At 67.7% G+C, this 19,857-nt stretch carries 20 protein-coding genes and 1 tRNA gene; 7 read left to right on the top strand and 14 right to left on the bottom strand.

The features are described 5' to 3' along the window. Window positions 1–18: 18 nt before the first annotated feature. The 7 genes from ACZ5PO_RS17825 to ACZ5PO_RS17795 form a co-directional block, all read right to left on the bottom strand. The gene (locus ACZ5PO_RS17825; RefSeq protein ID WP_464195847.1) at window positions 19–732 is read right to left on the bottom strand and encodes an ABC transporter ATP-binding protein; all 714 of its coding nucleotides are present in this window, start codon (window positions 730–732) and stop codon (window positions 19–21) included. Then, window positions 725–1,522, bottom strand: coding sequence for an ABC transporter ATP-binding protein (locus ACZ5PO_RS17820; protein WP_464195845.1), 798 nt, complete (start codon window positions 1,520–1,522; stop codon window positions 725–727). Before ACZ5PO_RS17820 ends, ACZ5PO_RS17825 begins: the two co-directional genes overlap by 8 nt. Beyond that, window positions 1,515–2,552: a branched-chain amino acid ABC transporter permease gene (locus tag ACZ5PO_RS17815; protein ID WP_464195843.1), complete on the bottom strand. Its 1,038-nt coding sequence runs from the start codon at window positions 2,550–2,552 to the stop codon at window positions 1,515–1,517. The genes ACZ5PO_RS17820 and ACZ5PO_RS17815 overlap by 8 nt, the downstream gene beginning before the upstream one ends. A 7-nt stretch (window positions 2,553–2,559) precedes the next feature. Further along, window positions 2,560–3,435 carry a branched-chain amino acid ABC transporter permease gene (locus ACZ5PO_RS17810; RefSeq protein WP_464195841.1) on the bottom strand — a complete coding sequence of 292 codons (876 nt, stop codon included), beginning with the start codon at window positions 3,433–3,435 and terminating at the stop codon, window positions 2,560–2,562. 216 nt (window positions 3,436–3,651) lie between these two features. Then, window positions 3,652–4,788, bottom strand: a complete 1,137-nt coding sequence (locus ACZ5PO_RS17805) for an ABC transporter substrate-binding protein (protein WP_464195839.1) — start codon at window positions 4,786–4,788, stop codon at window positions 3,652–3,654. A 335-nt stretch (window positions 4,789–5,123) separates the two neighbouring features. Further along, window positions 5,124–5,873 (bottom strand): dienelactone hydrolase family protein, encoded by a 750-nt coding sequence (locus tag ACZ5PO_RS17800; protein ID WP_464195837.1) that lies wholly within the window; start codon window positions 5,871–5,873, stop codon window positions 5,124–5,126. A 129-nt stretch (window positions 5,874–6,002) separates the two neighbouring features. Then, complete coding sequence (locus tag ACZ5PO_RS17795) at window positions 6,003–6,764, bottom strand: IclR family transcriptional regulator (RefSeq protein WP_464195835.1); 762 nt, start codon at window positions 6,762–6,764, stop codon at window positions 6,003–6,005. Between the two features lie 123 nt (window positions 6,765–6,887). Between ACZ5PO_RS17795 and ACZ5PO_RS17790 the strand changes: the two genes are divergently transcribed. From ACZ5PO_RS17790 to ACZ5PO_RS17775, 4 genes are all read left to right on the top strand, one after another. Further along, window positions 6,888–7,685: an enoyl-CoA hydratase-related protein gene (locus ACZ5PO_RS17790; protein ID WP_464196882.1), complete on the top strand. Its 798-nt coding sequence runs from the start codon at window positions 6,888–6,890 to the stop codon at window positions 7,683–7,685. 16 nt (window positions 7,686–7,701) lie between these two features. After that, the gene (locus ACZ5PO_RS17785) at window positions 7,702–8,532 is read left to right on the top strand and encodes an SDR family oxidoreductase (protein ID WP_464195833.1); all 831 of its coding nucleotides are present in this window, start codon (window positions 7,702–7,704) and stop codon (window positions 8,530–8,532) included. An 80-nt stretch (window positions 8,533–8,612) separates the two neighbouring features. After that, on the top strand, window positions 8,613–9,791 hold the full coding sequence (locus ACZ5PO_RS17780) for an ABC transporter substrate-binding protein (protein ID WP_464195831.1): 1,179 nt from the start codon (window positions 8,613–8,615) through the stop codon (window positions 9,789–9,791). Between the two features lie 183 nt (window positions 9,792–9,974). Then, on the top strand, window positions 9,975–11,144 hold the full coding sequence (locus ACZ5PO_RS17775; RefSeq protein WP_464195829.1) for an NADH:flavin oxidoreductase/NADH oxidase: 1,170 nt from the start codon (window positions 9,975–9,977) through the stop codon (window positions 11,142–11,144). A gap of 88 nt (window positions 11,145–11,232) precedes the next feature. On the opposite strand, the gene ACZ5PO_RS17770 is transcribed toward ACZ5PO_RS17775, so the two are convergent. Then, on the bottom strand, window positions 11,233–12,012 hold the full coding sequence (locus tag ACZ5PO_RS17770) for an SDR family oxidoreductase (RefSeq protein WP_464195827.1): 780 nt from the start codon (window positions 12,010–12,012) through the stop codon (window positions 11,233–11,235). 409 nt (window positions 12,013–12,421) lie between these two features. Here ACZ5PO_RS17770 and ACZ5PO_RS17765 point away from each other — a divergent pair, with 409 nt between their 5' ends. Beyond that, window positions 12,422–12,589, top strand: coding sequence for a hypothetical protein (locus ACZ5PO_RS17765; RefSeq protein WP_464195825.1), 168 nt, complete (start codon window positions 12,422–12,424; stop codon window positions 12,587–12,589). A 138-nt stretch (window positions 12,590–12,727) separates the two neighbouring features. Here the strand turns inward: ACZ5PO_RS17765 and ACZ5PO_RS17760 are convergent, their stop codons facing one another. Beyond that, window positions 12,728–14,002: a hypothetical protein gene (locus ACZ5PO_RS17760; RefSeq protein WP_464195823.1), complete on the bottom strand. Its 1,275-nt coding sequence runs from the start codon at window positions 14,000–14,002 to the stop codon at window positions 12,728–12,730. Window positions 14,003–14,178: 176 nt separating this feature from the next. On the opposite strand from ACZ5PO_RS17760, the gene ACZ5PO_RS17755 reads away from it, so the two are divergent. Beyond that, window positions 14,179–14,254: transfer RNA gene (locus tag ACZ5PO_RS17755), tRNA-Ile, on the top strand. 110 nt (window positions 14,255–14,364) lie between these two features. Then, entirely contained in the window at window positions 14,365–14,622 is a 258-nt protein-coding gene (locus tag ACZ5PO_RS17750) for a hypothetical protein (RefSeq protein WP_464195821.1), read from the top strand. Between the two features lie 110 nt (window positions 14,623–14,732). Here the strand turns inward: ACZ5PO_RS17750 and ACZ5PO_RS17745 are convergent, their stop codons facing one another. The 5 genes from ACZ5PO_RS17745 to ACZ5PO_RS17725 form a co-directional block, all read right to left on the bottom strand. Beyond that, window positions 14,733–15,056, bottom strand: coding sequence for a hypothetical protein (locus ACZ5PO_RS17745; RefSeq protein ID WP_464195819.1), 324 nt, complete (start codon window positions 15,054–15,056; stop codon window positions 14,733–14,735). A 5-nt stretch (window positions 15,057–15,061) separates the two neighbouring features. Then, complete coding sequence (locus ACZ5PO_RS17740) at window positions 15,062–16,099, bottom strand: glycosyl hydrolase 108 family protein (RefSeq protein WP_464195817.1); 1,038 nt, start codon at window positions 16,097–16,099, stop codon at window positions 15,062–15,064. An 86-nt stretch (window positions 16,100–16,185) separates the two neighbouring features. Then, on the bottom strand, window positions 16,186–17,046 hold the full coding sequence (locus tag ACZ5PO_RS17735; RefSeq protein WP_464195815.1) for a hypothetical protein: 861 nt from the start codon (window positions 17,044–17,046) through the stop codon (window positions 16,186–16,188). A gap of 8 nt (window positions 17,047–17,054) precedes the next feature. Further along, complete coding sequence (locus ACZ5PO_RS17730; protein ID WP_464195813.1) at window positions 17,055–19,448, bottom strand: hypothetical protein; 2,394 nt, start codon at window positions 19,446–19,448, stop codon at window positions 17,055–17,057. Then, a complete protein-coding gene (locus ACZ5PO_RS17725) occupies window positions 19,448–19,804 on the bottom strand; it encodes a hypothetical protein (protein ID WP_464195811.1) in 357 nt (118 codons plus the stop codon). Before ACZ5PO_RS17725 ends, ACZ5PO_RS17730 begins: the two co-directional genes overlap by 1 nt. Window positions 19,805–19,857 lie beyond the last annotated feature (53 nt).

Genomic DNA, 19,857 nt, shown 5'->3' with positions numbered 1-19,857 from the left:
GGTGAAGCGAGCCGAGGGTCAGGCTCCGAGGTAGGCTTCCTGGATGTCGGGGGCGGCGGCGATGTCCCGGGCCGAGCCCTCGCGCACCAGCGATCCGACCCGCAGCACGTAGGCCCGATCGGCGATCTTGAGCGCGGCGCGCATGTTCTGCTCGACCAGCAGCGTCGAGATGCCCCTGCCCCTGAGGTCGGCGATGGCGCTCAGCACGAACTTGGTGAAGAACGGCGACAGGCCGAGCGACGGCTCGTCGAACAGCACGAGCTTGGGGCGGGCCATCAGGCCGCGGCCGATGGCCAGCATCTGCTGCTCGCCGCCGCTCAAGCTGCCCGCGTTCTGGTGGAGTCGCTCGCGCAGGCGCGGGAACATGTCCAGGATGTCGACGACAGCGAACGCCGGGCCGCCGCCGAAGGCGTCGACGATCTTCAGGTTGGCCTCTACCGTCATGGCTGGAAAGATCTCCCGGCCCTCGGGCACGTGACTGATGCCGAGGCGGCTCAGCTGCCAGGGCTTGCGGCCATCGATGCGCGCGCCGCTGAAGCGGATGCGGCCGCCGGTGATGGGCAGGACCCCGGAAATGGCGTTGAGCAGCGTCGTCTTGCCGGCGCCGTTGGCGCCGAGGATCGCCACGATCTCGCCGGGGCGCACCGCGAGCGACACCTCGCGCAGCGCCACGACCTTACCGTACGCCGCCGAGACGCTCTCGACGGCGAGCAGCGGCTCCGTCTCATTCATCGTCGGCTCCGAGATAGGCGGTGATCACTTCGGGGTGCCGGAGCACATGGTGCGGCTCGTCGACGACGACCGGGCGGCCGTCGACCACCACCAGCGCCCGTCCGCACAGCTCGCGGATGACGGCCATGTCATGCTCGACGATGAGGATGGTCCGCCCCGGCGCGACGGCACGGATGAGCGCGATGAAGTCCGCCGTCTCGCGGCCGTTCATGCCCGCCGCCGGCTCGTCGAGGAACAGGATCTTCGGATCGGCCATCAGCGCCACGCCGACGGCGAGCCGGCGCTGCACGCCGTAGGCCAGCACGCCGGCCCGGCGGTCGCGGTCGTTCTCGAGCCCGGTCATGGCCAGGACCTCGCGAGCGCGCTGCTGAAATGCCCGTTGCTCCTCGCGGGAGGATGCGCTGCGGAGGATGTGCCCGAGGACGCCGTGCTGGAAGCTGGCATGGCGGCCGTAGAGCAGGTTGTCGAACACGGTGGCGTCGGCGAACACCGCCGTGCGCTGGAAGGTGCGGGCGACGCCGGTGCGCGCCACCGCGTGCGGCGCCATGCGGCCGACGTCGCGCCCCAAGACTTCGATGGCGCCGCTGGTGGGCTTGGTGATGCCGCAGAGGATGTCGAACAGGGTCGACTTGCCGGCGCCGTTGGGCCCGATGATGCCGAAGACCTCGCCCTCGGCCACGGTGAGGCTGACACCGTTGAGCGCGGTGACGCCGCCGTAGCGCTTGACGATGTCGGTGGCGCGCACCGCCGCGGTGGGCGCCGGCGTGACGGAGGGCTGCGGGCTATGCATGGCCATCCCTCCGCAGCCGGTCGCGCAGCGCCACAGCGAGCTGATGCAGCCCACCCGGTGCGAACATCATGATCAGGATGATGGCGCTGGAGAAGATCAATATCCGCACGTTCGGGTCGAGCTCGAGGAAGTGCGGGATGATGCTGAAGATCACCGCGCCGATGACCGGGCCGACGATCAGCTGCGAGCCGCCGAGCAGCACCATCAGCAGCCCGTCGACGGTGTTGGCGACGGAGAAGACTTCCGGCGTCACGATCTGCGCATAGGGCACGCACAGCGCGCCGCCGAGGGCGGCGAACGGCGCGCTCAGCATGAACGCCTTCAGCCGCACGCGGGTGGCGTCGACGCCGACGGACTGGGCCAGGTGGCGGTTCTGCCGCACGCTCTCCATGGCCGCGCCGAACGGCGAACGCTTGACCGCGACGAGGAACAGCACCGCCACCACCAGCACGGTCGCCGTGACGAAGAAATAGGACTGGGGATCGGTGAGCACGATCGGCCCCACCGAGAGCGCCGAAAAGCCGAACAGCCCGAGCGGCCCGCCGGTGATGCTCTCCAGGTTGGTGGCCGCGACCATGGCGACGCCCGACAGGCCCCACGAGACGATGGAGAAATAGGCGCCGGTGAGCCGCAGCGTGAGCGCGCCCAGCGCGGCCGCCGCGGCAATGGAGACGACGAGGGCGGCGGCGACCGCCAGCTCGAACGGCAGGCCGAGCTTGACCATGCCGATCCCCACGCCGTAGGCGCCGATGCCGAAGAACACGCACTGGCCGAGCGGCACCTCGCCGATGCCGCCGAGCATGATGTTGATACTCAGCGCGAACAGGGCGAAGGCGCAGGTATAGCCGGCCAGCGTCACGATAAACGGGTCGGAGACGGTGAGCCCGAAGGCCGCGATGGCGGCCACGGCGGCGCCGAGCAGCAGCCAGGCGTAGGCGGCCGGCGGCCCTGGCCGCGCGGCCGGCGCCGGCACGATCTCGCCGGGCGGGCTGGCGGCCAGCACAACGGAGGGGGAGGACGAGGGCTGCATGTTCACCTTAGTGCCTGTGCAGTTGCGCGCGGCCGCGCAGGCCCTGGGGCCAGAGCAGCAAGGTGGCGATCACGAGAATCCAGCCGAGCGCCGGCGTCCACGACACCGAGACGTAGGTCTCGAACAGCGCGTTGGCGACGCCCATCAGCAGCGCGCCGAGCAGGGCGCCGGAGATGCTGCCCATGCCGCCCAGGATCACCACCGTGAAGCCGACGATCAGCGCGCCGTGGCCCATCGTGGGGTAAGCCGTGACGATCGGTGACAGCAGCGCCCCGGCCAGTCCTGCGGCCGCCACACCGAGCACGAAGGCGAGCGTGCGGATCATCGGCACGTTGATGCCGGAATAGAGCGCGCCGCGGGCGTTCTGCGCCACCGCGACGATCTGCTGGCCCTTGACGGTGAAGCCGAGCCAGAGGCCGAAGGCGGCCAGGACGACGATGGAGCAGCCCAGGATGAAGGCGCGCTGCGCCGTGACGAGGATGCCGAAGACGCTGAACGTCGTCTGGCCGAGCGGCGACGGCACCGGGTGCGGATCCGGGCCGAACAGCAGCATGAGTGCCGCGATGATCGCCTGGCCGAGCGCGAACATGACGATCAGCGAGCCGTGGTGGGCATCGCCGTAGAGGCTGCGGCGGACGATGCCGAGCTCGGTGATCACGCCTATGGCCGCCACGATCAGGACGGCCACGGGAACGGCGAGGAAATAGTTCAGCCCCTGCCCGGTCAATAGGTAGCAGGCGTAGGCCCCGAGCGCGAAGTAGGCGCCGTGGGCGAAGTTGGCGATGCCGACGATGCCGAAGATCAACGTGAGACCGACAGCGATGACCGCATAGCCGGCGCCGAGCACGACGCCGTTGACGATGGTCTGCAACAGGAGTTCCAAGGCCGTGGTCTCCAGGTTTCAACAGGCCCCGCGGAGGGCAAGGCATCCCCGCTGCGTCATGGCCGGGCTTGACCCGGCCATCCATCGATGCATCGACGTCAGCCCGGCAGGGCTGGCTGAATGGCAGTGTTGCTGGGTAGATGGATGGCCGGGTCAAGCCCGGCCATGACGCTGAAGCGTATCACTCAAACAACGTCACGCCATTTCAGCCATACCTCAGTTGCTCTTCACCCGGTCGACCTGGACGAGCTTGCCGTCCTTGATCTGCTGGATGAAAAAGTAAGGTGCCGAGGCGCGGCCCTTGGCGTCGAAGCGCAGTTCGCCGCGCGGGCTGGGCCAGGTGTTGTCGCGGATCACCTGGGCGATCTTGGCATAGTCGCCGTCGGTGCCGGCCTTGTTCATGGCATCGGCGATGACGTTGACCGCCTCGTAGATGACCAGGTTACCCTTGCCCGGCTCGACGTTGTATTTCTTCTCGAAGCCTTCGACGAAGGCCTTGCCCTGCTCGCCCGGGTCGGATGCCATGAAGATCTCGCCGGTGTAGACGCCGTTCATGGCGCCGTCGCTCGGCTTGATCATGCCCGGCGTGACGACGCCGGGGGACATCGCCTCCTTGGGGAAGCCGCCGAGCTGGCGCACCTGCTTCCACAGCTGCGCCGCCCGCGCCGGATAGGCGTCGGAGACGTAGAGCAGATCCGGGTTGAGCGACTTGATCTTGGTGATGATCGAGGTGAAATCGTTGGTCTCGGCGTCGTAGGTGGAGACGTTGACGAGCTCGATGCCGGCCGCCTTGAGGCTCTCCTTGAGGTTGTCGAGCACCGTCTTGTTGAATTCGGTGTTCTCGCCCATGTAGGCCACCGTCTTCGGCTTCATCACGTTGACGATGTAGGAGTTGAACGCCTTCGAGTTGGCCGAGACCGTATTGTTGATCTGGAACAGCCACGGGCTGCCCTGATCGGTGATGGCATCGGCCTGGGCGGCCGCGTTGACCTGCAGGATGCGGTTCTTGGTGACGGACGATTCAGCCAGCACCACCGAGCTGTTGGTGCCGCCGGTGATCGCCTTGACGCGCCCGACCGAGATGAGCTTCTGCACGGCGGCGACGCCGCCCTGCGGCGTGCCCTTGTCGTCCTCGTAGACGATCTCGACCTTGCGGCCGCCCAGGATGCCGCCGCGCGCGTTGATGTGCTCAGCGGCGAAATCGGCGCCGCGCTGTACGTCCTGCCCATAGGTGGCCGCGGCACCGGTGAGCGGAGCGGCAATGCCGATCCGGACGGCGTCGGCGGCCTGGGCGGCCGACGCGAGGACGCCAATACTGTACAAGGCAATTGCCAGCCGGCTGGCTCGAACCATGTTTCTTCCCCTTTGTCTTGGCATTTGTTTATTTCTTCAGCTCACTCGCCGTCTCAGGCCAAGCTGCCGCCAGCCTGCGCAAATCTTGACCGTTTGCCGGCGAGGGAGCCGCCGCCGCGCACCCTCGCCCCGCTTGCGGGGAGAGGGAGGGGTGAGGGGGCGTTGTCAGTGGCGTGACCGGGTTGGAGCCCTCTTCGGGATCCCCCCTCACCCGGAGCGCGCAAGCTGCGCTCGCGCGCTCCGACCTCTCCCCGCAAGCGGGGCGAGGTACGCAGCGGCACCGTCAGCGGCCCTTTCACTGTGATGGACCAAAGCGTCGAAATCATTGTGCAGATCTACAAGTGCAGATTGCGCTGGAACAGGTCGAACAGCCGCTCCCAGTGCCGCTCGGTGCTCTGCTTGTGGTAGAGGCGGCGCGACGGGAAGGCGAAGCCGTGCTCGGCCTCCGGATAATACTCCATCGACGCGTTGATGCCCGTTCGCTCGATGATCTTCTGCACTTCGTCCAAGATCTCGGCGGGCGCGTAGTGGTCGTGCTCGGCGCAGGCGAAGTAGAGCTCGCCCTTGATCGCGCCGGCCGTCAAGTGCGCCGAATCCGGCAGGTCGGTGATGAGCCTGGCGCCGTAGACGGAGGCGCCGGCGGCGATCCGCTCCGGAAACACGCCCATGGCCCTGAAGACATAGCGGCCGCTCATGCAATAGCCGACCGTGCCGACCTTGCCGGCACGCGCGGCTGGCTCCTTGTCGAGAAACGAAAAGAGATGCTCGGTGTCCTCCATCACCATGGTATTGGTGAGGTGGCGGTTGAGCTTCCACATCAGCTCCAGGCCCGCCTCATAGGCCGGGTCCGTCAGCCGGTTGGCGTCGAGATCGACCGAGCGCACCATGCGATAGTACATGTTCGGCATGATCACGTAATAGCCGACGGTGGCGAGGCGTCGGCACATGTCGGACAACTCTTCACGGACGCCGAGCGAGTCCATGTAGAATATAATGACAGGGAAAGGACCCGGCCGATCCGGATGAAAGATATAGGTGTTCATCACGCCATCCCTGGTCGTGATGTCGACAACTCTCTCCTGCACGAGGTTGCTCCTGGGGTCTTCCTGCCAGCATTTCTTGCGCCGTTCGGCGATGGAGCTTCAGCATGGGGCGAAGCGGAGCCGGAATCCAGCTTTTTCAGCTATACGCTTTCATTTGCATATATCTGAAAATCAATCCGCCGGCTCGTCCACGGGCAGGAACCGGTCGATGCCGGCGCGGAGCGCACGGAGGATGTGGTCGCGGTTGTCGACCAGGCGGACCACCGGCCCGCCGACGCCGACCGCCAGGATGCGCCCGTGCCGCCGCTCGGGCAGCAGCATGCCGATGACGCCGGCACCGATGGTCACCGTGTGCAGCGAGATCACGTAGCCGTTGGCGCGGATCTCGCGGATGCGCTGCATCAACTCCGCCAGATCGACTTTGTGCTTGGGGTCCTCCTCCTCGATATTGATGCGGCGCACCAGCTTCTCGATCATGTCGTCCGAGCGCGCGCTGAGGATCAGCCATCCCAGGCCCGATCGGGCCAGCGGCCGGATGGTGCCCGGCTGAATGGCGAACTGGATGGTGTGAGGCGACGGCAGTGTGTGGATGTACTGCATGTAGAGATCGCTCTGCGTGCCGATGCTTATCGTCTCCTCGGTCTCCTTGCTCAGATACTTCATGAGCGAGACGATGCTGCCCTCGCCGAACAGCGCGCCCTGCACCCAGCCGCCGAGCTGCACGATGCGCATGGTCGGCATGTAGGTGCGCGAGTAGCGGTCGTAGTCGAGGTAGCCGAGCACCACCATGCTCTTGAGCAGGGCCGAGGCGCTCGACACCGGGTAGTCGAAGCGGCCGGCCACATCCTTCAGGCTCAGCGGCCGCTGCACGACATCGAAATACTCCAGGATCTCGAACAGCCGCCGCGCCGTCTTGATGACCTCTTCCGACATGCCTCGATCGCTCCAATTGGTTTTCATACATATGGAATTGATTTCCTTATGCGAGAACGAGTTTCCATCCAACCCGCCGATTGCTATGACGAGGGCAATTCGAAACCGGCAGGAAACGACATGGTGCACGCGGAGGAGATGCGGTTCGAGGTGCGCGAGCGCGTGGCCACCATCACCTTCGACCGGCCGGACAGCATGAACGCCTGGACCCCGGTGATGGAGCGCGAGCTGAAGCGCCTTATCGCCGTCGCCGCGGATGACCGGGAGGTCAGGGCGATCGTGCTGACCGGCGCCGGCCGCGGCTTCTGCGCCGGCGCCGACATGGGCAAGCTCTCCGCCTCAGCGTCGGGCGCCGCGCCAGCGCAGGTCGAGCGGCGCGAGAGCGACGACGATCTCGACCAGCGCTACAGCTATCTCCTGGCGGTGCCCAAGCCGATCATCGCCGCCATCAACGGCGCCGTCGCCGGTGTTGGCCTGTGCCTCACGCTCTACTGCGACCTCCGCTACATGGCCGCCGGCGCCAAGCTCACCACCTCGTTCGCCCGCCGCGGGCTCGTGGCCGAGCACGGCAGCGCCTGGATGCTGACGCACCTGGTCGGCCCCATGAACGCCGCCGACCTGTTGCTCAGCGGCCGTGTTATCGAGGCCGAGGAGGCCGACCGCCTGGGCCTGGTCCGCGCACTGCCGGCCGAAGGCTTTCGCGAGGCGGTGCAGCAGAAGGCGGCGGAGCTCGCCAACCTGTGCTCTCCCCGCTCGATGGGCACCATCAAGCGGCAACTCGCGCTGGTGCCGCGCCAGACCCTGGCGGACGCGACCCAGCTTGCCGACCGCGAAGTGGCGCTCTGCCGCGGCACCGAGGACTTTAGGGAAGGCGTCGCCCACTTCGTCGAGAAGCGCCCCCCGCGCTTCACCGGCCGCTAAGGCTCAGGAGACCGCCATGTTCCAGCCGGACCTGCTCCGCGGCAAGCGCATCCTGATCACCGGTGGCGGCACCGGGCTCGGACGCAGCATCGGCCATCGCTTCGCCGAGCTCGGCGCCTCCCTGGTGCTGTGCGGGCGCCGTGGCGAGGTATTGGAGGCAACGGCGGCGGCGATCCGGAGCGAGACTGGGACCACGGTCGAGACTGCGGTCTGCGACGTCCGCTCGGGCGAGGCGGTCGACGCCATGATCGAGCGGCTCTGGGCGGCGAGTCCGCTCGACATCCTGATCAACAACGCGGCCGGCAACTTCCTCGCCCGCACCCACCTGCTCTCCCATCGTGCCGTCGATGCGGTGTTGAACACCGTCCTGCACGGCACCGCCTATTGCACCATCGCCTGCGGCAAGCGCTGGATCGCGGACGGCCGCCCCGGCACCGTGCTCAGCATCCTGACGCTGTCGGCGTTGCAGGGCGCGCCGTTCACCGTGCCGTCGGCCATGGCCAAGGCCGGCGTGCTGGCCATGACCAAGGGCCTCGCGGTGGAGTGGGGGCGCCACGGCATCCGGCTGGTGGCGGTGGCGCCAGGGCCCTTCCCGACTCCCGGCGCCTGGCAGCAGCTCATGCCGGAGGACCGGCAGAAGGTGCCGCTGGGGCGAACCATCCCGCTCGGCCGCTACGGCGAGCATGCGGAGCTCGCCAATCTCTGCACGTTCCTCGTCTCCGACCAGGCCGGCTACATCACCGGCGAGGCGGTCGTCATCGACGGCGGCAAGCGCTACCTCGGCGGCGCCGGCCCCAGCGACATGCTGGAGTGGAGCGACGAGCAGTGGAGCAAGCTGAGGTCGTGATGGCCGCGGCCGGCATGGCCGCACTCCGTGTGCAGCGGCCGCACGCGGCGGTGCTACGTCGCATACATGGGACAGCAAGGATGCACGGCATGAAAGCGATGAGTATGGCGGCGCTGATGGCCGGGCTCGCCCTGGCGCAGCCCGCGGTCGCCGCCGATCCGATCAAGCTCGGCAACACCGCGCCCTACAGCGGGCCGGCCTCCGCCTACGGCACTATCGCGCGGGCGGAAGACGCCTACTTCAGGATGCTCAACGAGCAGGGCGGGATCGGTGGTCGTCCAGTCGAACTCCTGTCGCTCGACGACGGCTACTCGCCGCCCAAGACCGTGGAGCAGACGCGCCGCCTGGTCGAGCAGGACGAGGTGCTGGCCATGTTCAGCGCCGTCGGCACCGCTCCCAACATCGCCGTCCAGAAGTATCTCAACGCCAAAAAGGTGCCGCAGCTGCTGGTCTCGTCCGGCGCCAGCCGCTGGAACGACACGCAGCACTTCCCCTGGACCAGCGGCTTCAACCCGACCTACGAAACGGAAGGGCGCGTCTACGCCCAATACATCCTGAAGACCAGGCCGGACGCCAGGATCGCCGTCATCACCCCCAACGAGGACGCCGGCCGCGACTACCTGAAGGGCTTCAAGGAGGGCCTCGGCTCCCACGTCGACCAGATCGTCGCCGAGGCCACCTACCTCACCGCCGACCCGACCATCGATTCCCAGATCATCACCTTCCAGCAATCCGGCGCCGACGTGTTCTTCGCCGAAGCGACACCCAAGTTCGCCGCGCAGGCGCTGCGCAAGGCCGCCGACCTCGGCTGGAAGCCGCTGATCATCCTGCCGACCGTCTCCAATTCCGTGTCGGCGGTGCTGGAGCCGGCCGGCCTCGCCAATGCGGTCGGCGTCGTCTCCGGTGCCTATCTCAAGGATCCCGGCGATCCGCGCTGGGCCGACGACGAGGGCATGCGGGCCTGGCGCGCCTGGATGAGCCAGTACCAGCCGGGCGCCAACCCCGGCGATATCCTCAACGTCTCCGGTTACACCGCGGCGCAGCTGATGGCGCTCTATCTCGAGCGCTGCAAGGACGACCTCATGCGCCAGTGCCTCGTCCGGCAGGCGCAATCGCTGCACGGCGAGGTGCTGCCGATGCTGCTGCCGGGCATCCGGCTGACCACCAGCCCCGAGGACGTCGTGCCGATCCGGCAACTGCAGATGATGCGCTTCGACGGCAAGTCATGGGCGCTGACGGGCGACGTCTTCGGCGACTGAAGACGCACCTGGAGCGTTTCGCGATTGGGTAAGCTCACCTAGTCGCGCGAGAAGCGCTCTGGACTCAAAGGTTATGAGCATTTCTCTGCCATTGGATGACCTTATCCAATGCGAATTGCTCGAGCGTCATCTTTCGAAGTGAGGAAATGCCGCGCGATGCATCGGCGGCAAAGGAGGAACCGCATGTCCGACAGCCTGTTGTTCTCGCCGTTTCAATTGCGCGGCGTCACCTTGAGGAACCGCATCGTCGTACCACCCATGCACCAGTATTCCGGCGAGAACGGCTTCCCGACGGACTGGCACATGGTCAACGTGGGGCGCTTCGCCACCGGCGGCGCCGGCCTGGTGATCGTCGAATCCACTAAGGTGGAGCGCCGCGGCTGCGGCACGCTGGGCGACCTCGGGCTGTGGGATGACCGCTTCATCGAGCCGCTCGGCCGCCTCGCCCGCTTCATCAAGGCCCATGGCGCGGCCGCCGGCATCCAGCTCGGCCACACCGGCCGCAAGGCCCGTACGCGCCGGCCGTGGGAGAACGAAGGCCCGCTGGCCCGCGTGCCGGAGGTCGCCGACTGGGACGCCTGGGAGGTGGTGGGCCCCAGCCCCATCCCCTACGGCGACGGCTGGCCAGTGCCGCGCGAGCTCACGACGGCGGAGGTCAAGGAGGTGGTCGCCGCCTGGGGCCGCGCCGCGGCCCGGGCCGATGCGGCCGGCTTCGACGTCGTCGAGCTGCACGGGGCGCACGGCTATCTGATCCACCAGTTCCTGTCGCCGCTCGCCAACCAGCGCACCGACGACTACGGCGGCTCGGAAGAGAACCGCATGCGGTTTGCGCTCGAGGTGGCCGAATCGGTGCGTAGCCATTGGCCTGCCGAGAAGCCGCTGTTCGTGCGCCTGTCGATCGAGGACGACGCCGGCTGGGGGCCGGAGCAGAACGTGCGGCTGGCGCGCCTGCTCAAGACCAAGGGCGTCGACGTCATCGACTGCACCACCGGTGGCATCACCAGCGCCGCCCCCAACTTCTACCGGCTCAACCAGTACGGCTACCAGGTGCCGTTCTCCGAGCGGGTGCGGGCCGAGGCCGACATCATGACCATGGCCGTCGGCCTGATCATCCACGGCGACCAGGCGGAGGCGATCCTGAGGAACGGCCAGGCGGACCTGATCGCCGTCGGCCGCGAGATGCTGCACAATCCCAACTGGCCCATGGACGCGGCCCAGAAGCTCGGGCTCGACCCCAACCTCGAGCAGATCCCGGTGCAGGCGGGCTACTGGCTGTCCAAGCGGGCGAGGCGCGGCTTCGGCTGCAATCCCTCCACCTGGCAGGTCGGCTTGGGGGCAGAGGCTCAGCCCTGAGGCTTGTAGAGGCGCCCTGACCGTCCGCCGAGAGCCCCGCCGGTCGCGCCCCGACCGGCGGGATCGATGAGCTTCGGGCGAGCTCGCATCAGTACGTCGCCCGGCCCCCCGATAGATCGAAGACTGCGCCGGTGCTGAACGAGCACTCCTCGCTGGCCAGCCAGCAGATGAGCGACGTCGCTTCCTCGATCTCGCCGAACCGGCCGATCGGGATCTTCGACAGCATGAAATCGATGTGCGCCTGCGTCATCTGCTCGAAGATCGCCGTCTTGATCGCCGCCGGCGTAATGCAGTTGACGCGGATATTGGTCCTGGCGGTCTCCTTTCCCAACGATTTCGTGAGCGCCATGACGGCGGCCTTCGAGGCGCTGTACGCCGAGGCGTTGGGATTGCCTTCCTTTCCGGCGACGGAGGCCAGATTGACGATCCGTCCGTAGCCCGTGCGCTCCATCTGCCGGACCGCGGCCCGGTTGCAGTAGAAGACGCCGTTGAGGTTGATGTCGATGACCTTGCGCCAGTCATCGCCCGCATAGTCCTTCACGGGAACGTTCGGGCCGGTGATGCCGGCGCTCGCGACGAGGATGTCGAGCCGTCCGCCGAGCGCGGCGACGCTGCGCTGCATGGCGGCATCGACCTGGCCCTCGACCGAGGCGTCGACCGCCTGTGCATCCGGTGCCGCGAGCTCGGCCGCGGCCGCGGCCAGAGCGGACGCGTTCACGTCCCACAGCGAAACCCGTGCGCCCTCGGCCAGCAGCCGTCGGGCCACGTCTCGGCCGATGCCGGAGGCGGCGCCGGTCACGATGGCCGTCCGTCCCGCGAACCGATTCTCGAAGGCGCTTACGCTTGCGCCTGGCGTGCCAATGACCATGTCGCAACATCCCATGTCGGTGCGCCGAGCCTCTCGGCGCTCAACGTTCTGACGTCCCTCGAGTCGCGATAGATCGGGCTGGACTCGTTTCACCGCGGCCAGAGGCATGCTGGGAACGATGATGTCGCCAGACGTCACCGTCATCAACGTGCTTGCGTGCTTGTTCTGCAGCTGCGGCGTGTGAGCTCGGCGCGCCGATGGAACATCGGACGTCGAGGCGGCGATCGAGCCCACGGCCGGCAACCCATTCGCGCGATGGCGACCCCATAGCCGTTCGGCGGCCGTCCCCCGTCCCCCGCGATCGCGCGGGTCCTGTACCTGGTCGGGGATCGGGCGTAGTGAGGTGCCCGCCAGCTTGAGGACTGGCGGTACCGCGCGCTGGCCGCGGACTGCGACGTGGATGGCGACCGTGCTGGAATTTTTCAACTACTACTTCGGCTCGTCGTTCGGCCGGGGTATCATGTTCCTGGTGGTGGGCACCGCGATCGGCGGCGCTGTCCTGGTCGCCGCCGTGTTCCTGCTGACCAGCTATGTCGGCCGGCGCTCTGGCGATGAGGGCGGCGGCGACCCCTGGTGACGCAGGCTTGGCCGAATCGACGCCTGTTAGCGACGGCCTGTAACTCGCGGCGTATTGCGCCACACTAGCGTCGCGGCGGGTGGTTGCGAAAGCATCGCAGACCAGCCTCCGCGCAGCGATCCAGCGTATCGCCCGCCCTCAGAAGCTGCGCTTGACCGTGCCCTGAAAGGTCCACTGGTCACGGCTCGCCAGGTCTTCCTGGAAGGCGCTGCCGCGCGGCACCAGCGCCTGGATGCGGTTGGTCTCGATGCCGATGTCCAGGTCCTTGATCGGGCTCCAGATCAGGTTGACGGCGCTGCGGACCACGCGCAACTGCGGCAGCAGCGGCTGGTCGAGCCTGAGCGCCATGTACGTCACGAAGGCATTGGACCGCCATTGCGGCGACCAATGATGCGTCAGCATCACCGAGGCGCTGGCGCCGTGCGACAGCTCCGCCTGCTGCGCCGTAAAACTCGACGGCATGGTGTAGCCGACCGCATCGTCGGGATTGGACACGCCGAGGTAGCCCGGCGCGTTGCGGGCATAGTCGACCTCGAACACCAGCTCGTCGCCGCCGCCGAGCGCCGGCAGCGGGATGGTGCCGGCCAGCTGCAGCGCCCAGCCGGTCGCCGCCCCACGCCCGACGGCGGCGGCCACCGGGGCGGGCGACGACGCCTCTCCGTCGTCGTCAACGTCCTCATCATCGTTGCCGGGATCGGCCGGCGACGGCAGGCCCGCCACGGTCGGCGCGAAGCGCACACGGCGCCAGGCGGCGCTGGCCTGGATGGTGGCGAACGCCGTCTTGATGCGCAGCCGCGCCACCACGTCCGGCAGCGATTGCGATCCGTAGCCGTCGGCAACGACGAAGCGCGTCAGCGGACTCTCGGCCGAGAGCGACAGCCGCACGTTGGGAAGCAGACGGATCGTGTACGCCGCCACCACCGGATACTTGGACGGCACGATATCCGTGTAGAGGAAGTTCGTCGGCTCCCAATAGTCGAAGAACGACGAGCGCCGGCCGACGGCGAGTGGGCCGGCATTGATGGTGGCGCGGCTGAGCAGGAGCCCGGTGCCCGAGCTCTCGAAGGTCACGTTGGTGGTGAGATCGAAGGCGTCGAAGCGCTGCCGCGTCGAGACGTCCAGGCTGCCCGAGGACGCCACTGTCGTCCCATTGCTGCGGCCGGCCTCGCGGTCGAAGAGGTCGTTGTAGAACAGCGAGCCCGCCGACGCCGACACCGTGGCGCCCAGGCGCAGGCACGGGCCGAACGGCAGCTGGAAGAAGCCGGGCTCCTCCTCGTCGGACACGGTGGAACGGAAGCTCTCGTCGCTCGCCGGCATTGCGGGGCAGCTACGGTAGGCGGCCCCGCCCTCGCCAGCTGTCGCAGGCCCCGCCAACACGCAGGCGAGCGCCAGCCAGCAGATATGTCGGCCCATTCCCCCGCTCGATTCGGTCCGCCTCGACCGACGACTGATAAGCCAGCTGCCGAGGCGCCGACAACCGCAACGGCTACGGTGTTCTGCGCCGGAGTAGCCGCCGGCCCACGATTGGGGTATTGAGGTCGGCCCCTCCGGCAGGGCCGCCCGCACCGGACGGACCGACGCCCGGCCCCGGGCCCGTAGCTCAATGGTTAGAGCCGGCCGCTCATAACGGTCTGGTTGCAGGTTCGAGCCCTGCCGGGCCCACCAGCTAGATCAATAGCTTACGAGATTTCTGAAATCCTTCGGAAGCGCCTGGTTGCGATATTGGTTGCGCTACGCATTTGCGCGCGGCCCCAAATCGTGAACAAACTGAGAACATGAGTGACGAACGGCTGACCCTACCCCTCAAGATCACCGAGCACGAAGAGAGCTACGGCGTCACCGATGCCACGGGGCGCGTGATCGGCTATTTCTATTTCGAGACGGTGGTCAATGAGGGGCCATCGGTGAGCAACCGCGTCAGCAAGCGGCAGGCGCGATGGTTCGCGGAGCGGCTCATTGAGGTCGCCGCCGACCGCATAGAGGCGGCCCGCGAAAAGAGAAAAGCCCCGCCGGCCGGAGCCGACGGGGCGTGATGGGTGACGATGACGGGGCCGCTACGGCGCCGCCGCTCCAGCCAGAGCGAGCAGCGCGGCAACCGAGGCTGCCGACAGCAGCATCAGGACGGCGGCGACCAGGCGGGCCATCAGGGTGGAGCCGCCCGTCGGTCAAGCGCATGGTCGATCCTGTCACCGAGCCGCTCGATGGCGGCCGCCATGCGCACCTCAACCTCCCGCAACGTGTCGCGGTGGACGTAGCCCTGGGCGATGGCCTCGCGGTAGGCAGCAAAGGCGGCGACGTGCAGCGCCAGAGCATCGCGGGCCCGCTGCGCCTCCGCTGCCGCCTCGGACGCCTTGCGCTCGGCGCCGAGCGCCCGGGCGTCGACCGCGAAGACGTAGCGCAGGATGCCGACCACTGCCCCGGCGAGAGCCAGCAGCGCGGCGATGTTCAGGTCCCAGCTGACCGACATCGTTTTTAGCGGGCCGCCGCGTTAGCGCTCGGCCGGCGAACCCAAAAGCCCCAGATGGCCGGGACGGCGGTGATCACGCCGCCGATGACCCACTGCACGGTGGCGTCGTCCGCCCAGCCTCGGGCGGTCACGACGGATCCGACGCCGATGAGGGCGTAGCGGACGAGCTGCATGATGCTGGTGATGTCCATGGTGGTGCTCCGGGTGGGTTGCGCCGCCTCGGGCGCGCTGGGGAGGGAGAAGAGAGACAGGGCCGACGCGTCGGCCGACCGAGCGGCGGCTACGGCGTCGTCGAGCGCGGCCCACGTCGCGGGGCCGACGATGCCGTCCACCACGAGCCCACGCGCCGCCTGGAACGACCGCGTCGCGGCCTCTGTCGACGGGCCGAAGTCGCCGTCGATGCGCAGGACGTACCCGACAGCGCCGAGCTCGGTTTGCAGGTCGCGGACGTAGACGCCCTTGTCGCCGCGGCGCAGGACCGGGCGTGCTGCTACGGCGGGCGGCGGAGGCGACGGCGTGGCGCCAGCCCTGGCCATCGCCGACCCGGTGGCCAGAACGCTGTTCACGCGCTTGGTCCATCCGGTGCCGAATGTCGCCCACGTGCTGAGCCCGCGCAGCATCGCCAGACGGCGCCCGCAGATGTCGCCCACCAGTCGCTCGGGTGCCAGGTGCGCCTGCGCGGCCTTGACCGTTGCCGGGCCGATGACGCCGTCGGCCGCCACGCCAAGCGCGCGCTGGAGCCACTTAGCGCTCTGCGCGACGCCGCTGTTGACGGCGCCGTCGAACACGACGAAGTCGACGCCGCTCGGCAGGTCGTCGCCTCGGATTTTTGCCCAGTACTGGTTCCGGTAGATGTCCGACACCTCGGCGTCGGCGATGTTGTAGACGTCCCGCTTCGCGAGGCCTTTGCTCTTGCGGTAGGCGTCATAGACCCGCTGCGTCACGCCCTTGTTGGTGCGGCCGCCGGGGTCGCGCGGATCGTCGACCTTGCCGCCCTCGTAGACGAGCACGGCTGCCAGGGCCTTGGCCCAATTCTGCTGCATGCGGATGCTCCATGGCAAAGCGCCCGCCGAGTGGGCGGGGCGTGGTGGTGCGGGGATGGGAAGGAGGTGGCGCGGCGGCCCGGCGATTACGCTAGAACCGAGGTCGGATAGCGCGCATTGAACCTGCTGAACACCTTGGCGATCCAGGCGCTGCGCTCCGGCAGCAGCGCCGAACCCTCCACGAAGATGTGCTCGCCCATCCAGATGCTGCGGGCGACGTTCGAGTTGCCCGTGCCGTCGATGCCGGAGCCGCCAGCTCTCAGCTGCGTCGGGGCTGCGTCGAACTGAGCCAAGCCATTCACAGGGCCGGAGACGATCGAACCGCCGACATAGAGCACGGCCTGAGCCGCCTCATAATTCCAGTCGTACATGTACCAGAATCGATTGTTGCGCAGGTCCGTGGCGTAGCGGACATCATAAGCGGGCGAACCGCCAATATTGCGAGATCCCGTCAGGCGGCCGGAACTGTCGATGGTGACGGCCGGGTAGTTGGTCAACGCCGCACCGGCAAGGATGGCGCCAGTCGCGTCCGCCCCGAGCTTGACGGCGCCGATAATCGAAAAGCTGCGCGGCCCGATCAGGGGGCACGACGTATCCGGAGCCCGAGGATTCCCCGCCGGATCACGCTGCCATACCAGGCCGCCATTCGACGTTTGGCCGGTGCCAGTTGTACCGCTGATCCCGAACCCGGCCGCCGGGTAGAGATTGGCGGCGTCAATAAAGCCCTGCGCGGCCGGCGGGTTGGTGAAGCTGTGCGCAATGAGCCCGCGCGCCTGGCAGCGGTACATCATGCCGAGGCCGGATCCTCGGCGCTTGCCGACGCTCGGGTAGAACCATTCCCGGACCCAACTGGCTCCGGCGATCTCCTCCGCCTCGGTGTCGCGCGTCACCGTCATGATGCCGCTGCCCGAGGGGATGATTGCATCGACTTCTGTAAATTCAGGCATGCATGCACCTATGAGGCCGGCGGCCCATGGGGGTTGGTGGTGTAGCGGCTGATGTTCGCGGTGTTGCCAGACCGAAGATCGGCGAGAGAGATCACCGTCAGGTTCAGCTCGGCGTAGGTGATGGCGCCCGGCGTGGTTCGCGTGCAGACGGTCGACATGGCCTGCGCGGCGACGTCCTGCACGATGCTGAGCTGATATGTGCCATCGCCGCCGGGCGTGCCGCTCAACTGGGATGAGATCACGGTGCCGGTTGCGAACTGTCCCGACGTGGCGCCGCCAATCTTCTGGCCGACCGCGATCGGGTGCCCGGTGACGCCCGTCGCGGTCAGAACTCCGGCAACGACCACGCCGCTGGCGATCAGCGCCGCCTTGTTGGTGCCGTCCGCAAAGAATGGACCGTTGCGGCCGTGGTCGTTGGCGATGATGAAGTCGCCCGTGTACTGGCCGTTGGCCTTTCGGCGCCAACCAGTGCACGGATATGTCTGCGTGGGGCCGTCCATCGCCGCCGTCGTCCGAGGATCGACGATGACCGGCGACAGCCAGTTGACGAGGTCGCAGGGGTTCTTGGAGGTCCACGCCCCCATGTTGAATCGGACGGACGAGACATTTCCCGTGAACGTGAAGAACCCGGCGCCGCCCGGCACGCCGGCTGGAATGTGGTTCAGTTCGTATTTGGACGGCGCAGTGGCAGGATGGCTCTCGAAATAGCTGGCCGTCTCAGGCCCCCACGTGGCCCCATCGTTCCAGCTTTCGCGGACCCACTGTCCCGTATCTCCGCGCATGATAGCAAAGATATGGTCAGGCGTATCCCCTGGATGGACGCCGGTTATCTCCGGAAATTCGTTCTCAGCGCTCGCGCTGAACGGCGGAACATCTGATATCTTCTGAAACCAAGCCTGGTTTCCCTTGCTAACGACGCGGCCATATTGCACGCCACCGTTCGGCCGCGTGTAAGGCTGCTCCATGAACAAGCGGATCTCGCCGCCGTGGTACTCGGGGTTCATCGGCCAATTCGGGCCGAAGAACGTCTCCGGCCCGAACGCGAAGGTGCCGTCCGTCACCGTGCCAAGGTCGGGAGCGACGCCCGTCATGGGGTTGACGACCACGCGGGAGTAGCTGGTCAGGTAGCGGCCAGATGGAAACTGGACCGACTGGACGATGACGAGCCGGTTGTCGGGCAGCAGGATCAGCTTGCCGTCGGCGATGTAGCAGCTGGCGTCCGTCCCGCGGTAGGCGGCGAAGATGTGCCAGTTGAGGTCGGTCGTCTCGTTGTCGGTGGCCGGCAGCGTGTCGCCGGCCAGGTCATCGGTGTAGCGCCAGACCCTGATTTGGTGATCGGCTTCTTCAGGGGAGCCGTCGAGCACCGTGCGGCCGTAGTGCCCCTCGAACACCCGGCCGTTCGGCATCACGAGGATTTCGCGGATGCAGGCGTTCGGGATCGGCCGGCTCGGGTCCGGGAACATGGATGCCAACGTCGCGGCGTCCGTGACGAATTCGAACGCTGATGTCTCGGTCCACGGGCTTGTGGGGAGCGCCGGAGGCCCCGCCTGGGATGCCTCCATGGCCAGGATGGACCTGAGGGTGCCCATCTGACCGACGATGGTCGGCGAATAGGTCAGGCCCTTCGTCTCGTTCCTGGGCCGGTAGATGCGCTGATCGAAGTCGTACGTCCACGAGACGCCGGCCTCATCGGTGTAGCCCACCACTGCCCAGCCGCCGGAACCGTCCCGCAGCGGCGCGAGCTGGTAATGCTGGTGCCCGGCGTCGCCATAGTCGATGCAGGCCGGGCCACGGCGCAGGGCGGCATGCGCCCGCACCCGCTTGGCCCTGAACTCGTGGTCCCAGGCGGCATCGGCGCCGAACAGAATCTCGGACTGCCCGGAGCTGTTCGGCAGCGATCCGGCGCCGCCGACGATCGACGGCTGGTCCCAGTCCGGCCACAGGCCGCCGCGGCGCTGCTGGCGCGCGATGTCAGCGTTGACGCCGGAGCGCCAAGCGGCAATGGCCTGGTCGCCGGGGATGGTCTTCTGGTAGACGGCCGACCCGGAGCTGTTCAGCTTCAGATCAAGCGCTCCGACCAATGTGGGCGAGACGATGTAGTAGTACTGACCGCTGGTCGTAGCCGCGAGGCCGGCCGCGTCATTGGCGTAGACGCCCTGGATGTTCTGTGCCGTGCTCGCCGCCAGCTCCGCGCCCGCCTGCGCCGCCTGCGCGCCGCTCTCGCGCAACGCAGCCTGGGCGGCCGCGGTCTGCGCGTCGACCTTGGACACGTCGATCCCGTCGAGCGCCTCCTGCGCCTCCGGCGTGATGTCGCCGGTGTCGCCCTTCAGGCCCGTCGGCCCGCGCAAGCCTACCTGAGCCCGCACCTTGAAGGATGCGGGCGCCCGCTGAGTGAGCGCCATCAGAAGCGGTTCCCTGTGATGGTGATGGTTCCGTCGATCGGCACGACGTATTCGCCTGTCGTCTTGTGGTGCATCCGGTAGGCGTGCGTGTAGGTGCCGGCGCAGGGCTGCTGTTCACCCATCGAAAAGGTGATCCAGTTGTTCTCCGGCGGCGGTGCCGTTGGCGAGATGATGATGCCGCCGTTGTCGAGCGTGCCCGTGTAGATCTTGCAGCCGTTGGCGTCCCATACGGCCCACTCGTGGTCGTAGTCGTCGACGGGCCATGCCGAGCTATCGGCCTGCGCGAAGTCGCCGGTGAACTGCACGGTGGCGCCGACGCTGAAGGCGTAGTCGGCGCCGAAGGGGGCGGCGGTCATGCTATGAAGACCTCGGGGGAGCCGACGCGCTGGCGCCAGCGGTCATTGGGGGA

The sequence above is a fragment of the Chelatococcus sp. KU-N122 genome, from assembly GCF_055391085.1.
This window is presented reverse-complemented; position numbering and strand designations above follow the sequence as displayed.

Excerpts from the sequence above, each read along its gene's own strand:
- ACZ5PO_RS17785 (WP_464195833.1), top strand. The coding sequence starts at position 7,702 with ATGTTCCAGCCGGACCTGCTCCGCGGCAAGCGCATCCTGATCACCGGT.
- ACZ5PO_RS17820 (WP_464195845.1), bottom strand. The coding sequence starts at position 1,522 with ATGCATAGCCCGCAGCCCTCCGTCACGCCGGCGCCCACCGCGGCGGTG.
- ACZ5PO_RS17760 (WP_464195823.1), bottom strand. The coding sequence starts at position 14,002 with ATGGGCCGACATATCTGCTGGCTGGCGCTCGCCTGCGTGTTGGCGGGG.
- ACZ5PO_RS17745 (WP_464195819.1), bottom strand. The coding sequence starts at position 15,056 with ATGTCGGTCAGCTGGGACCTGAACATCGCCGCGCTGCTGGCTCTCGCC.
- ACZ5PO_RS17815 (WP_464195843.1), bottom strand. The coding sequence starts at position 2,552 with ATGCAGCCCTCGTCCTCCCCCTCCGTTGTGCTGGCCGCCAGCCCGCCC.
- ACZ5PO_RS17725 (WP_464195811.1), bottom strand. The coding sequence starts at position 19,804 with ATGACCGCCGCCCCCTTCGGCGCCGACTACGCCTTCAGCGTCGGCGCC.
- ACZ5PO_RS17775 (WP_464195829.1), top strand. The coding sequence starts at position 9,975 with ATGTCCGACAGCCTGTTGTTCTCGCCGTTTCAATTGCGCGGCGTCACC.
- ACZ5PO_RS17740 (WP_464195817.1), bottom strand. The coding sequence starts at position 16,099 with ATGCAGCAGAATTGGGCCAAGGCCCTGGCAGCCGTGCTCGTCTACGAG.
- ACZ5PO_RS17825 (WP_464195847.1), bottom strand. The coding sequence starts at position 732 with ATGAATGAGACGGAGCCGCTGCTCGCCGTCGAGAGCGTCTCGGCGGCG.
- ACZ5PO_RS17795 (WP_464195835.1), bottom strand. The coding sequence starts at position 6,764 with ATGTCGGAAGAGGTCATCAAGACGGCGCGGCGGCTGTTCGAGATCCTG.
- ACZ5PO_RS17730 (WP_464195813.1), bottom strand. The coding sequence starts at position 19,448 with ATGGCGCTCACTCAGCGGGCGCCCGCATCCTTCAAGGTGCGGGCTCAG.
- ACZ5PO_RS17770 (WP_464195827.1), bottom strand. The coding sequence starts at position 12,012 with ATGGTCATTGGCACGCCAGGCGCAAGCGTAAGCGCCTTCGAGAATCGG.
- ACZ5PO_RS17780 (WP_464195831.1), top strand. The coding sequence starts at position 8,613 with ATGCACGGCATGAAAGCGATGAGTATGGCGGCGCTGATGGCCGGGCTC.
- ACZ5PO_RS17750 (WP_464195821.1), top strand. The coding sequence starts at position 14,365 with ATGAGTGACGAACGGCTGACCCTACCCCTCAAGATCACCGAGCACGAA.
- ACZ5PO_RS17735 (WP_464195815.1), bottom strand. The coding sequence starts at position 17,046 with ATGCCTGAATTTACAGAAGTCGATGCAATCATCCCCTCGGGCAGCGGC.
- ACZ5PO_RS17805 (WP_464195839.1), bottom strand. The coding sequence starts at position 4,788 with ATGGTTCGAGCCAGCCGGCTGGCAATTGCCTTGTACAGTATTGGCGTC.